Raw genomic sequence first — 14,143 nt, forward strand, 5'->3', positions numbered from 1 at the left:
CCAACAATTTCTCTCACTTGTCACCCGCCGGGCACGCATGAGCAACATGAGGGGTGTTTCGCCTGGATCTGTCCCGGGGGCCGCCCGGTCAGCGCGAGGGCCGGTACACGTACGGGGTCGTGGTGCTCAGGGCCAGGAAGCCGAGGCGCTGCAGGATCGGGGCGCTCTGGGCGGAGGCGTCGACCTGAACGTAGTCGTAGCCGCGCTCCGCCGCGATCCGGGCCCGGAAGGCGACCAGGGCCCGGTAGACGCCCTTTCCGCGCCATGCCTCGACCGTTCCGCCGCCCCAGAGCCCTGCGAAGCCCGTGCCCGGGTACAGCTCCATCCTGGCCGAGCTCACCGGTTCGTCGCCCACCATGGCGAGGACGCCGACGAAGCCGTCCGGGTCCTCGGCCAGTCTGGTCAGCACCTGATGCCGCAGTTGCGACGGGTCCGAGCCGAACGCCTGCTCATGGGCGCGGGCCATCAGCTCCACATCGTCCGCGTGACGCACGGTACGCAGCCGGACGCCCTCGGGGAGTTCCACCGCCGTCGAGAGGTCCGCCACCGCTGCGACGAGCAGCGTCTCCTGCTCCTCCGCCTCGAAACCGGCCGCCAGCAGCCGCTCCGCCAGATCGGCAGGCCGGTCGTGCGCGTACAGCTTCCACTCGAACTCCTCGTGCCCGAGCGCCGTGTAGAACGCCACCTGTGCCGCGATCGCCGCGTCCGCCCGTACGGAATCCAGGTCCGGCGCCGACCAGACGACACCGTTCCAGTCGTCGGCCGCACCGACCTGCCGTACCACATCGGTGGTGTGCTCGACCCGGACGCCGGGGCCGTCGGGGCGGGCGTGCTCGCGCATCTCGCGGTCGAAAAGGGCCAGAAGTGTGTCGTGATCATGATTCATGCGCACACCACAGCACCGGGGTACGGGCGCGGCAACCGAGTTTTTGACCCGCGGCCGCGCATGAGGACGGGGACGGCCGGGCGAAACCCGTCGGCGCGCCCCCATTCGGCCTCAGTGGTTCTTCAGCGCCTGCTGGATCGTGCGCATCACTTCTTCGAGCGGTGCGTCCGTCCGCGCCACCGCGACCAGCACCTCGCCCTGTGATGTCACGGACGCGGCCGGCTGCCTCGCCGCCACCGGTTCGGTGCCGGCGATCCGGCCCGCCCCGATGCCGGTCCCGAACGTGTCGCGGACGATCGCGAAGGCGTGGTCGAGCTGCGCCTCCACATCGCCCTCGCCGCCCGCCCGCAGCCAGCGGCGCAGCACATGGTTGTGCGCAGTGACGACGGCGGATGCCGCGACCTCCGCGAGCAGCGGGTCGTCATTGCCGACCTGGTGGTCGCGCTCGTCGAAGTGGCCCAGCAGATAGCGCGTGAACAGCCGCTCGTAGCGGGCCACCGAGGCGATCTCGGCCTCGCGCAGGGTGGGGACCTCACGGGTCAGCTTGTAGCGGGCCACGGAGACGGCGGGCTTGGCCGCGTACATCTTCATGACTTCCTTGATGCCGCGGCACACGGTGTCGAGGGGGTGCTCGTGCGCGGGGGCGGCGTTGAGGACGGCCTCGGCCCTGACGAGGGTGTCGTCGTGGTCCGGGAAGATCGCCTCTTCCTTGGAGCGGAAGTGCCGGAAGAAGGTCCGCCGGGCGACTCCCGCGGCGCCCGCGATCTCGTCGACCGTCGTCGCCTCGTACCCCTTCGTGGCGAAGAGTTCCATGGCCGCGGCGGCCAGTTCGCGGCGCATCTTGAGCCGCTGGGCGGCGGCGCGGGTGCCTGCGGCACTCTCCTGGGTGTCGGGCGCGACGGAGACACGGGGGGACCTGGCGGGCTGGGACATGGTGTGAACGTACTGCATCCGTGCAGGGGAATGTGCCTGCGGGGGCGGGCCGCCCGAGGGATCGAGCAGCCCGCCCCAACCGGCTCCCGGGTCAGAGGGTCCGGCAGCGGACTTCGCGGCGTCGCGGGGCTGGGGCACGCGCCTCGCGGCGTTGTCGTCAATCACCATGGCTCCTTCCCCGAGCTCTCGGCTGCGCTCGAGCAGGGGAGACCCCATCTGCCTCAATCCTCCGCCTTGCGATGCACGCACCCCAGCCCCGCTCCTGCACCCGCGCTGCCCACTGCCGGACCCTCTCAGCGCCGGGCATATTCGCGAAAGCCGCGCCCCGTCTTGCGGCCGAGGCATCCGGCGGCCACCAGATGCTCCAGCAGCGGCGCCGGGGCCAGGCCCGGGTCACGGAACTCGTTGTGCAGCACCTTCTCGATGGCGAGCGAGACATCGAGACCGACGACGTCGAGGAGCTCGAACGGGCCCATCGGGTAGCCGCCGCCCAGCTTCATCGCGGCGTCGATGTCGTCCAGGCTCGCGTAGTGCTCCTCGACCATCTTGATCGCGTTGTTGAGGTACGGGAACAGCAGCGCGTTGACGATGAATCCGGCCCGGTCCCCGCAGTCCACCGGGTGCTTGCGGACCCTGACGCACACCTCGCGGACGGTGGCGTGGACGTCGTCGGCGGTAAGCACCGTACGGACGACCTCGACCAGCTTCATCGCGGGCGCCGGGTTGAAGAAGTGCATCCCGATGACGTCCTGCGGGCGCGAGGTGGCCCGTGCGATCGCCACGACGGGCAGCGAGGAGGTGGTGGTGGCGAGCACCGCGCCCGGCTTGCAGACCTTGTCCATCGTCCCGAACAACTGCTGCTTGACCGCCAGGTCCTCGGCGACCGCCTCCACCGCGAGATCGACATCGGCGAAAGCGTCCAGCGAACCGGCGGCGGTTATCCGGGCCAGGATCTCGTCCCGCGCCTCGGCCGTCAGCCGCCCCTTGGAGACGGAACGCTCCAGCGACCCCGCGATCCGGCCCTTCGCCGTGTCCGCCTTCTCCTGACTGCGGGCGGCGAGCACCACGTCGTAGCCGGCCTTCGCGAAGACCTCGGCGATCCCGGACGCCATCGTCCCCGAGCCCGCGACACCCACCGACCGCACCGTGCGCCCGGTGACCGCCCCCGCGTCCTCCCGCGGGGTCAGAGCGTCCGGCACCACGGTCTGGCTGCCGGACCCCTCGTACGTGTAGAAGCCGCGGCCCGACTTGCGGCCGGTCAGCCCGGCCTCGCTGAGCTGCCTGAGGATGGGGGCCGGGGCGTGCAGCCGGTCGTGCGACGCGGAGTACATCGCCTCCAGGACGGTGCGAGCGGTGTCGATCCCGATCAGGTCGAGGAGGGCGAGCGGGCCCATCGGCAGGCCGCAGCCCAGCTTCATGGCCGCGTCGACGTCCTCACGGGAGGCGTAGTTCGCCTCGTACATCGCGGCGGCCTGGTTGAGGTAGCCGAACAGCAGCCCGTCGGCGACGAAGCCCGGCCGGTCGCCGACCGCGACCGGCTCCTTGCCCAGGCTGCGGGCCAGTTCGGTGACCGCCTCGACGGCAGGCGGGGCGGTCAGCACCGAGGAGACCACCTCGACCAGCTTCATCACGGGCGCCGGGTTGAAGAAGTGCAGACCGAGCACGCGCTCGGGGTGCTGCGATTCGGCAGCGAGCCGGGTGACCGACAGCGCGTTGGTGCCGGTCGCCAGGATCGCGGTCGGCGAGACGATCGCGTCCAGCTCCCGGAAGAGCTGCTGCTTGATCTCGTACGACTCGGGCACGACCTCGATGACCAGCTCCGCCTCCGCGGCGGCCCGGAGGTCACCGAAGGTGCGGAACCGGGCGAGGACGTCGCCCCGCTCCTCCTGCGTGATCCGCTCGCGCCGCACGGCGCGGGCGGTTGCGGCTTCGAGGGCGGCGACGGCCTGACGGGCGGCCGCGTCGTCGATGTCGATGCCGATGACCTCGTGCCCGGCACGGGCCAGGACTTCGGAGATGCCGGTGCCCATGGTGCCGAGACCGACGACGGCGATGGTGGTGAGCGGGGTGTCCATCACGGGACTCCAGGGATGAGTGACGACTGTGAGGAGGCACGGCACGCGCCGAGGAAGAAGTGAACCGGCGCAGCGCGTACGGGAATTGCATGTCGTGGTGCTCAAGGGCCGGGGCGCGACGATCACGCCCGGACCGGGAAGGGGCGACGGACTCTGTCCCGGAGTCACGTCTCGCAAAGCTGCCGAACCGACAAGCACTCCGGATGGCTGCGTCACCAGGCCATCGGAGCCTGCGGGGAGTGTGTCCCGCTCACATGAGCTTAACCGGTGGGTAACGAGCGCGCCAGCCCCGAGTTGCTGTGGTCCGGCTCACACACACCGTCATCGCCGATACGCTGACGGTCATGGACGAGGAGCTCCGGTCGCTGACGGACCGGCTGGCGGACGAGGCTGGGGAGTCGGCGGCGTACCGCAGGCTGCTCGCCACCGACGACGACGAGGAACTGGCCCGGGTCCTCGTGGAACGCGAACGTCCGCTCTGGGCGCGGGAGATCGCCGCCTTCCGGCTCGGCTGCGGCGGCGACCGGCGGGCCTTCGAGGTGCTGGTCCTGCTGCTCAATCACCGCGACCCGGAGCGCTGTGTCTCCGCCGCCCACGCGCTGGCGCGCCTCGGTGACCCCCGCACGTCCCGCGCCGCCGCAGCGCTGGCCACCAACACCCTGCGCACCGCGTACGCCCTGCACCCGGTGCGGCTGCTCACCGCGCTCAGGGCCCCGGAGTCCGTACCGGCGCTGATGACCACCCTGCGGCGGCTGCTGGCTCCGGACGATCCGCACTGGCGGGTGGCGCTCGCCTGCGTGGAGGGGCTCGGACAGCTCGGCGACGCGCAGGCCCGCCCGGTCCTGGAGGCGGCGCTGCCGCACCCGAGACTGGGCGGCGCGGCACGGGACGCGCTCAGCCGGCTGCCGGGGGACTGAGGGTGCGCACGTACCGCATCTCGGGCACGAGCACGCCGTCCACCTCGAAGGGTTCCTCGGCTCCGTCGGGGACGAAGCCAGCGCGCTCGTAGAAGCGGCGGGCCGGGGCGTTCTCCTTCAGCACCCAGAGCGCCAGCTCCGGGAAGCCGTCCGCGGCGGCGCGGTCGAGCATCCGGGTCATCAGGGCGCGGCCGGCCCCGGTCCCGATCTGTTCGGGCAGCACATAGATCGCGTACAGCTCGCCCCGCGCGAGCCGTCTGCCGTTCTCACGGTACGGGCCGTAGCAGGCCCAGCCGATCACACCGAGGCCCGCCCGTTCGGCCACCGCGTTCACGACCGTGTTGCCCTCGGCGAAGAATCCGCGGCGCCGTTGCGCGTCCTCGGCGATGTCCATGGTGTCCAGATACGACTGCGGCATCAGCCCCGCGTACGCGGACTGCCAGCCGCGCACACGGACTCTCGCGACGGCCTCGCAGTCATCGACGGTCATGTCCCGGATGAGCACATCGGGGGTGTGGGCGGGCGCGGTCCCTGTCGTCATACGGGCCATCCTGGCGCATGCGCCAGGATGGCCCGCAAGTGATTTCGGCCCGGGGGCGTGGTCGGTCAGCCGCGGAAGCCGAGCAGGCCGTGCAGCGTGCCGCCCCTGGTGCCGAGGTCCGTTCCCCTGGCCGACCTCTCCGCCGCCCGGCCGGTCAGCGGCTGCGGGTCGGGGGACTTGGCGCAGACCGCGTCCGGGGCGGCCCGGTTGCCCGTGCCGCGCGGGACGGTGCCCTTGGCGAGATAGTCCGCCAGGTACGTGTCCAGGCAGTCGTTGCCGCTCAGCGTGATGCCGTGATTGCCACCGCCCTCCTCGACGACCAGGCGCGAACCGCGCAGCATGCGGTGCAGCGTGATGCCGCCCTCGTACGGAGTGGCCGCGTCCTCGGTGGCCTGGAAGAGCAGCACCGGCGGCAGGTTGTTGTTGGAGACCCGCATCGGGTTCAGCGGCTCCACCGGCCAGTCGGCGCACGGGGCGTTGTACCAGGTGTTGTTCCAGGTGAAGAAGGGCGCCTTGGCCCGTACGTTCCAGCTGTCGGTGCGCCAGACGTTCCACGGCCGGGGCCACGCGGTGTCGCGGCACTGCACGGCCGTGTAGACCGAGTAGCCGTTGTCGTCCGCCGCGTCGACCGCGCCGAACTTCTTGTACGCCTTCACCAGCGCGTCCTGGTCCTTGTCGTGCACGTACGCGGCGAACGCATCGGCCAGATGGGGCCAGTAGCCGTTGTAGTAGCCGCCGGGCAGGAACGTGTCCTCCAGCTCGCTCGCCCCGACCTTCCCGCCCGCGGGGTTCGCCTTGACGGCGGCACGCATCGCGTACCAGGCACGCTCGACCTCCGCGGGGTCGCCGCCGAGTCCGTACGTGGTGTCGTGCTTCGCGACCCAGGCGGCGAACGCCTTGTGGCGGGCGTCGAACGCGTAGTTCTGGGCGATGTTGTCCTCGTACCAGATGCCGTCCGGGTCGACGTTCGAGTCGAGCACCAGCCGCCGCACCCGCTGCGGGAACAGCTTGGCGTACACCGCACCGAGGTACGTCCCGTACGAGTACCCGAAGTAGTTGAGCTGCCCGGAGCCGGTCGCCTGCCGGATCACTTCGAGGTCCTTGGCGGCGCTGATCGTGTCGATGTACGGCAGCAGATCCGGGTACTTCTCCCCGCACGCCTCGGCGAAGGCGCGGGCCCTGTTCCGGTTGGCCTCCTCGACGCCGGGCGACTCCGGCACCGAGTCGGGGCGCAGCGGATCGAAGTACTTCGGTACGCAGTCCAGCGCCGGCTGGCTCTTCCCGACGCCACGCGGGTCGAAGCCGATCACGTCGTACTGCGCGGCGACCGACTTCGGCAGTGAGGACGCCACGAAGCCGGCCATCGAGAGACCGCTGCCCCCGGGGCCGCCCGGGTTGACGAGCAGGGGACCCTGGAAGGTCTTCGCGGTGTGCGGGATCCGGGACAGGGCGAGGGTGATCCGGCGGCCTGACGGATCGTCATGGTCGAGCGGTGTGCTGACCGATGAGCACTGCAGCCCCGGGTAGGTCTTGGTGCCGCAGTCGGTCCACTTGAGCTGGGTGGCGGCGCGCTGCGACGCACCGCTCTCGGCGGTCGCCGGGGTCGGGGCGGCGGTCACCAGACCGGCGACCGTCGCCCCGACGGCGAACAGAATTCCTGGACGTTTCGTCATATGGCCTCCCGTGGTGGGGGAAACGCGGCTGCGCGTGACGCAGCCCCCGCCGCATGCTCCCCACATTCACGCCCGGAAGGACATGTTCTGACGAGAGTTGACCCATTTGCCTGTTCGGTGCTTGTCCGGCGGGTCCGCCCGCGATCGGACGGGCCGGGTCAGAGCAGGGTCAGCTGGGTGGGTCCGGGGTCGTCGAGCGGTGACGGCTGCTCGTGGCGCACGGGGAGGCGGCGGGCCGGGCCGCGGTGCGAGGGGCCGATGCCGAACTCGGTCGCCAGCTCGTGGACGTACCGCGTGATGCGCCGCTGGTACCACTTGGGTGCATAGGCGCCCTCGGCGTACAGCCGCTCGTACCGCCGCACCAGATGGGGGTGGTGCCGCCCGAGCCACTGCATGTACCACTCCCGGGCGCCGGGCCGCAGATGGAGGACGAGCGGGGTCACCGAGGTCGCCCCGGCGGCCGCGATCGCCCGGACCGTGGCGCGCAACTGGTCCGGGTGGTCGCCGAGGAACGGGATGACGGGCGCCATCAGCACGCCGCAGTCGATGCCGTGCTCGCTCAGGGTGCGTACGGCGTCCAGGCGGCGCTCGGGGGAGGGGGTACCGGGCTCCACCGTGCGCCACAGCCCGTCGTCGACGAAGCCGACCGAGACGGAGATGCCGACGTCGGTGACCTCGGAGGCCTGGCGCAGCAGTTCCAGATCGCGCAGGATCAGCGTCCCCTTGGTCAGGATCGAGAACGGGTTCGCGTGATCGCGCAGGGCCGAGATGATGCCGGGCATCAGCCGGTAGCGGCCCTCGGCGCGCTGGTAGCAGTCGACATTGGTCCCCATCGCGATGTGCGCGCCGTGCCAGCGGCTGGACGCGAGCTGGCCGCGCAGCAGCTCCGGGGCGTTGATCTTGACGACGATCTGTGAGTCGAAGCCGATTCCGGTGTCGAGGTCCAGATAGCTGTGGGTCTTGCGGGCGAAGCAGTAGACGCACGCATGCGTACAGCCCCGGTACGGATTGACGGTCCATTCGAACGGCATCCGCGATGCGCCTGGCACCCGGTTCAGGATCGAGCGGGCCCGGATCTCGTGGAAGGTGATCCCCCGGAATTCGGGGGTGTCAAAGGTGCGCGTGGTCACCGCGTCCGCGGCGAAGAGCGCGCCGGTCCCGGCTTCCCGGGTGTTCTCGACCAGATTGTCCCAGCGCATGGACGCCTCCTCGGTAGCACTGGACCGAGAATAGAACACTTGTTCCCATGATCGTTTTCTCCCCTTCGTCCCGGCCCGGATTTTGAGCGGCGTCCCGGAGGTGGTTGGCTCAGCACGCCCCCGAACAACCGAGTGCTGGAGGAACAGCCATGGCGCAGGTCGAGGCCACGACAGAGCGAGTCATCGCGGCGGACGCGGAGACGGTGTTCGACGCGCTGGCCGACTACAGGGAGACCCGGGGCAAGCTGCTGCCCGGGCAGTTCAGCGAGTACGAGGTGCGCGAGGGCGGTGACGGCGAGGGCACCCTCGTCCACTGGAAGCTCCAGGCGACCAGCAAGCGGGTGCGCGACTGTCTGCTGGAGGTCACCGAGCCCACCGACGGCCGGCTCGTCGAGAAGGACCGCAACTCCTCGATGGTCACCACCTGGACCGTCACCCCGGCCGGCGAGGGGAAGTCGAAGGCGGTTGTCTCCACCGTCTGGAACGGCGCCGGCGGCATCGGCGGATTCTTCGAGAAGACCTTTGCGCCCAAGGGACTTGGGCGGATCTATGACGAGCTGCTCCAGAACCTCGCCACCGAGGTCGAGAAGTAGCTCCACGCCCTCTTGACCGGCCTCACCGGTTCGGGTGGTTTTCTCGGCCCGTCGGTTGTGCGCCGTAGTGGCTCCCACCGGGGATTAAGCCCCCTGAGTGCGCCGTCAGCGCCCCCCGTCGCGTTTGCCCTCCCTTGTCGCGCAATGCGAGAAATGGGCGGCGCAGACGCGATGAGGGGAGCGGCACGTGGTGGGTGGGATCACTCTGTTGGAGGACGAGCCGGGCGGTGCGGGGGCCGCCACGGCGGCCGCGCCACCCGCCGGTGCGCCCTCGCCGCCTCCTGTCGCCCAGACGCCGGGCAAGGCGGAAGAAGCCGTGGCCGGTGCGCCCTTCGCCGTACCGGAGACCAGCCCCCGCCACATCCGGCTGGTCTTCCTCGGGCTGATGCTCACACTGCTGCTCGCGGCGCTCGACCAGATGATCGTCGCCACCGCGCTCCCGAAGATCGTCGGTGAGCTGCACGGCCTGGAGAAGATGTCCTGGGCCGTCACCGCGTACCTCCTCGCCTCCACCATCGGACTGCCGATCTACGGAAAGCTCGGCGACCTCTTCGGCCGCAAGGGCGTCTTCCAGTTCGCGATCGTCGTCTTCGTCGTCGGCTCCGCGCTGGCCGGCTGGTCCCGCACCATGGACGAGCTGATCGCCTTCCGCGCCGTCCAGGGCATCGGCGGCGGCGGACTCATGATCGGGGTCCAGGCGATCATCGCGGACGTCGTACCGCCCCGGGAACGCGGCCGGTTCATGGGGCTCATCGGCGCCGCCTTCGGACTCGCGTCCGTCGCGGGCCCGCTGCTCGGCGGCTTCTTCACCGACCATGCCTCCTGGCGCTGGTGCTTCTACATCAACGTCCCCTTCGGCCTGATCACCCTCGCCGTCATCACCGTCGTACTGAAACTCCCCAGGCCCACCGTCCGGCCCCGCCTCGACATCCTCGGCGCGCTGCTGCTCGCGGCCGCCTCCACCTGCCTGGTGCTGCTGACCAGCTGGGGCGGTACGGAGTACGCCTGGGGCTCGCGCACCATCCTGGGGCTCGCCGCCGGGGCCGCAGGAACGGCACTGCTGTTCCTCGTCGTCGAGCACCGGGCAGCCGAACCGATCATTCCGCTGCGGCTGTTCCGTGACTCGATCTTCAATGTCACCGCGCTCGTCGGCGCGGTCGTCGGGGTCGCGCTGTTCGGCGCCGCCAGCTATCTGCCGACGTTCCTGCAGATGGTCGACGGCGCCACGGCCACCGAGTCCGGACTGCTGATGCTGCCGATGATGGGCGGCATCGTCGGCGCGTCCGTCGTCTCCGGCCAGCTGATCTCCCGTACCGGCCGCTACCGGGTCTACCCCATCGCCGGCGGCGCGGTCTCGGTGGTCGGCATGTGGCTGCTCTCCCGCCTCGAAACCGACACCCCGCGCATCGAGTACGGCATCGCGCAGGCCGTGCTCGGCATCGGGATCGGCCTGGTCATGCCGGTGCTGGTGCTCGCCGTGCAGAACTCCGTGGAGCCCGCCGACCTCGGCGCCGCCACCAGTGCCAACAACTACTTCCGGCAGATCGGCGGCAGCGTCGGCGCCGCCGTCTTCGGGACCCTCTTCGCGGGCCGTCTCGCGGACGCGCTCGCCGTCCGCCTGCCGGCCGGTGCCGACCTCCCCGACCCCGAGTCGATCACCCCGCAGCTGGTCCATGCCATGGAGCCCGCGCTGCGCGACAGTTACATCCAGGCGTACGCGGACGCGATGCCGCGGATCTTCCTCTACCTCGTGCCGGTGCTCGTGCTCGGCCTGTTCTTCGCCTTCTTCCTCAAGGAGAAACCGCTGGTGTCCCACCACAGCCCCGAAATTGCCGCCGAGTCCTCAGCGATCCCCGCCGCCCGCACCACCGCTTCCGCCGCTCCGCCGCCGCCCGTGTACCTGTCGGGTGTGCCGGTGTGCGGCAGCGTCCAGCACCCCGACGGTACGAAGGTGCCGCGCGCCGCCCTCACCCTCATCGACGTCCAGGGGCAGCAGGTCGGACGGGGCGCGAGCGGGGACGACGGGCGGTACGCGCTGAGCGTGCCCGGCGCGGGCTCGTACGTCCTCATCGCCGCGGCCGGCGGCCATCAGCCGCAGGCCGTCAGCGTCACCGTGGGCGAGAGGTCCGTCGAGCTCGATGTGGTGCTCGGCGGCGCGGGGCGCCTCGCCGGGACCGTCGTCACCGCCGACGGCATCCCGGTGCGCGACGCCGCCGTCACCCTCACCGATGTCCGCGGCGAGGTGGTCGCGTCCACCCGCAGCGGCCGCGAGGGCGGCTATGTGATCTCGGAGTTGGTGGCCGGCGAGTACACCCTCGCGGCCAGCGCCCCCGCCTTCAGGCCCGCCGCGCTGCCGGTGAGCGTGCAGGCGGCCAGGGAGACCCGGCAGGACATCGAGCTCGCCGGTGGAGCGGTGCTGCGCGGTGTCGTACGGGCGAGCGGCGGCCGGCCCGTCGAGGACGCACGGGTCACGCTGCTGGACGCGGCGGGCAATGTCGTCGACACGCTCACCACCGGGCCCGACGGCGCATTCCGGTTCGTGGACCTGTCCACCGGTGAGTACACGGTGATCGCGGCCGGGTATCCGCCGGTGGCCACCGTCCTCCAGGTCGCGGGCGGCGGCCGGACCGAACGCGACCTCCAACTGGGGCACGAGGACTGATCGTTCCGGGGGCCGGCCGGCCGGGCACCCAGACCGGGCCGTTCCGCGCGCGTCCGGGTGCGCCGGGCGCACCACCCCCGGGGGCGATTGTGCCGATGACCGGCGGGCGCCGGACGCGGAGCCGTACCGTGGAGTCACGTACCGCAGAGAGTCGCGGTGGGGAAGGAGCCTTCCGCCCATGGATCTCGGTGTGCCGCCGCAGAGGACACCGCAGCCGCGCGACGCCGCGGCCGGCCGCGTGCCGCTGGCCGTGGTGGTGGTCGACGCGGACGGGCTCGTCTCGCACTGGTCGACCGGCGCGAGACGGCTCTTCGGCGTCACCAGACAGGAGGCACTCGGCTGCCCGGCCGGTGAACTCCTGCCGGTGTACGGGGCGTTGGGGAAGGACGGCGGACTCGGAGACGGCGGACTCGCGGGCGACAGGGCCCATGAGGAGTTCGGCCCCGAGCTCGACAGCTCACTCAGCGGGACGGTCGCCTACCCGGCTGCGGGCCGGGCCAGGGTCGACGAGGCCGGGCGCGGCCGGATCGATGTCCTGTGGTGGGCCTATCCACTGGTCGGACCGGGTTCGGAGCGGCTGCTGGTGCTCGCCGCCGATGCCGCCCAGCTGCGCGACGGCGACCGGGGCGAGGGACGGGACACCGAGACGATCGCCCCCGGCTTCGCGCTGCACACCGACTTTCCCGGCTATCAGGAGCTGGCGGGCCGGCTGCCCGAGATCCTGCCCAGCATGAGCGTCCACGAGGCGACCAGGATCGTCTCCCAGGTCCTCGAACTCGGATACCCCGTCCTGGAGTTCAGCCACCTCGACCAGGTCCCGGTCACCCCCGACTGGGGAGTGCCGCGACGGAACACACGCCGTCCGGCCGGGAGCCCGCCGGGCGACGGCGACGGACCGCCCGCACCCCTCGCCGTCCCCCGCCCCGAACTCGACCTCGAATACGCGGCGGTCCGCGAGCGGCTGGAATTCCTCAACGAGGTCAGCGGCCGCATCGGCACCTCCCTCGACCTGGAACGCACCATCCGCGAGGTCACCAGCGCCGCCGTACCCCGCTTCACCGACTTCGCGGGTACGCATCTGCGCGCCGCGGTCCTGGCCGGCGAGGGCTTCCCGGACGGGCCGCCCGACGTCACCACCATCTGGCACCGGGTCTGGGTCGAACACAACGACGAACCCGGCCGCTGGGACGACACCGTCCCGGTCGGCGAATCCATCGCCTTCCCCGAACACACCCCGTTCTTCCAGTGCATGGTCACCGGCGAGCCCGTCCTCATCCCGTACGCCAGCGAGGAGCTGAGCAACCGGATCTCGGACGAGTTCGAGAAGCGTGACCTGCGCCCGCTGATCACCCGTCGATCCCTGCTGATCGCGCCGCTCAAGGCCCGTGACGTGGTCCTCGGCTTCATGGTCCTGATGCGCCGCCCCGGCCGCGAGCCCTTCGACGACATGGACCGCACCACGGGCGCCGAACTCGCCGCCCGCGCGGGGCTCGTACTCGACAACGCCCGCATGTACACCTACCAGGAGAACGTGGCGGAGACCCTCCAGGACAGCATGCTGCCCCAGGTCGAACCACGGATGGCCGGCTGCGACATCGCCACCCGCTATCTGCCCGGTGCCCGGCTCGGAAGGGTCGGCGGCGACTGGTTCGACTCGGTGAAACTCCCCGGCTCCCGCACCGCGCTCGTCGTCGGCGACGTCATGGGCCACGGCCTCAACTCGGCCGCGATGATGGGCCAGTTGCGCACCGCCGTGCTGACCATGGCCACCATGGAGATGCCACCGGCCCAACTGCTTCGCAACCTCGACGACCTGGCGCAGCGCCTCGGCGAGCAGTATCTGGCGACCTGCCTCTACGCCGTCTACGACCCGATCCGCTCCGAGGTGCAGATCGCCAACGCCGGGCACATCCCGCCGGTGCTGGTCCGCGCCGAGGACGGCCGCGCCGAACTCCTCGCCCTGCCCACCGGCGCTCCCATCGGCGTCGGCGGTGTCGCCTTCGAGACCGCGACCGTACGGGTACGGCCGGGCGACCGTCTCGTCCTGTGCACCGACGGCCTCGTCGAGGTGCGCGGCCAGGACATCGGCGCGGGACTCGCCGCACTGTGTGCCTCCGCGGCCCACCCCGCCGCCTCGATGGACGACGCCTGCGACACGATCATCCGCGCCCTGAACCCGAGCGGCGGCCGCAAGGACGACGTGGCGCTGCTGATGGCCCGGCTGAACGGCATCCCGGACGGAGACGTCGCCGAGTGGCAACTGGCCCTGGACCCGCGGGAAGTGGCCCGGTCACGGCGTCTGGTGCGCGGCAAGCTCCTCGACTGGGATCTGCCGGACGCGGTGGAGGCCGCCGAGCTGATGGTCAGCGAGCTCGTCACCAACGCCGTGAAGCACGGCCGCACCCATCACATCGGGCTGCGTCTGGTCCGCACCGGCGCCCTGCTGTGCGAGGTCAGCGACGACGAACCCGCCCCGGCCGCACTGCTCGACGCCGCCGCCCACGACGAGCACGGCCGCGGGCTGCTGGTCGTGAGCAGCCTCGCCCGCGAATGGGGCACCAGCACCACGGCACACGGCAAGACCGTCTGGTTCGAGCAGGCGCTCAGCCGTATCCCGCGCCCCCGCTCGCACACCTGGTGAAGGAGGGTGTCATGAGCGGTGGA

General features: G+C 71.2%; 10 protein-coding genes. 4 read left to right on the forward strand and 6 right to left on the reverse strand.

The genetic code is table 11. From position 1 onward, the window contains the following. Positions 1 to 88: 88 nt before the first annotated feature. The 3 genes from OG507_RS35610 to OG507_RS35620 form a co-directional block, all read right to left on the reverse strand. Complete coding sequence (locus OG507_RS35610; protein WP_327371214.1) at positions 89 to 886, reverse strand: GNAT family N-acetyltransferase; 798 nt, start codon at positions 884 to 886, stop codon at positions 89 to 91. Between the two features lie 111 nt (positions 887 to 997). Beyond that, entirely contained in the window at positions 998 to 1,819 is an 822-nt protein-coding gene (locus OG507_RS35615) for a TetR family transcriptional regulator (RefSeq protein ID WP_327371215.1), read from the reverse strand. Between the two features lie 293 nt (positions 1,820 to 2,112). Further along, entirely contained in the window at positions 2,113 to 3,894 is a 1,782-nt protein-coding gene (locus OG507_RS35620) for a 3-hydroxyacyl-CoA dehydrogenase family protein (protein ID WP_327371216.1), read from the reverse strand. A 344-nt stretch (positions 3,895 to 4,238) separates the two neighbouring features. Here OG507_RS35620 and OG507_RS35625 point away from each other — a divergent pair, with 344 nt between their 5' ends. Beyond that, positions 4,239 to 4,811 carry an adenylosuccinate lyase gene (locus OG507_RS35625; protein ID WP_327371217.1) on the forward strand — a complete coding sequence of 191 codons (573 nt, stop codon included), beginning with the start codon at positions 4,239 to 4,241 and terminating at the stop codon, positions 4,809 to 4,811. Here OG507_RS35625 and OG507_RS35630 read toward each other — a convergent pair. The 3 genes from OG507_RS35630 to OG507_RS35640 form a co-directional block, all read right to left on the reverse strand. Further along, entirely contained in the window at positions 4,789 to 5,352 is a 564-nt protein-coding gene (locus tag OG507_RS35630; protein ID WP_327371218.1) for a GNAT family N-acetyltransferase, read from the reverse strand. The genes OG507_RS35625 and OG507_RS35630 overlap by 23 nt on opposite strands. 65 nt (positions 5,353 to 5,417) lie before the next feature. Beyond that, positions 5,418 to 7,025, reverse strand: coding sequence for an alpha/beta hydrolase (locus OG507_RS35635; protein WP_327371219.1), 1,608 nt, complete (start codon positions 7,023 to 7,025; stop codon positions 5,418 to 5,420). Positions 7,026 to 7,183: 158 nt separating this feature from the next. Further along, positions 7,184 to 8,224: an Rv2578c family radical SAM protein gene (locus OG507_RS35640; protein WP_327371220.1), complete on the reverse strand. Its 1,041-nt coding sequence runs from the start codon at positions 8,222 to 8,224 to the stop codon at positions 7,184 to 7,186. Positions 8,225 to 8,373: 149 nt separating this feature from the next. On the opposite strand from OG507_RS35640, the gene OG507_RS35645 reads away from it, so the two are divergent. From OG507_RS35645 to OG507_RS35655, 3 genes are all read left to right on the forward strand, one after another. Further along, positions 8,374 to 8,817 carry an SRPBCC family protein gene (locus OG507_RS35645; RefSeq protein ID WP_327371221.1) on the forward strand — a complete coding sequence of 148 codons (444 nt, stop codon included), beginning with the start codon at positions 8,374 to 8,376 and terminating at the stop codon, positions 8,815 to 8,817. Between the two features lie 187 nt (positions 8,818 to 9,004). After that, on the forward strand, positions 9,005 to 11,479 hold the full coding sequence (locus OG507_RS35650) for an MFS transporter (protein WP_327371222.1): 2,475 nt from the start codon (positions 9,005 to 9,007) through the stop codon (positions 11,477 to 11,479). 178 nt (positions 11,480 to 11,657) lie between these two features. Further along, a complete protein-coding gene (locus OG507_RS35655) occupies positions 11,658 to 14,120 on the forward strand; it encodes an ATP-binding SpoIIE family protein phosphatase (RefSeq protein ID WP_327371223.1) in 2,463 nt (820 codons plus the stop codon). Positions 14,121 to 14,143 lie beyond the last annotated feature (23 nt).

This window comes from Streptomyces sp. NBC_01217 (assembly GCF_035994185.1).
Lineage (GTDB): Bacteria > Actinomycetota > Actinomycetes > Streptomycetales > Streptomycetaceae > Streptomyces.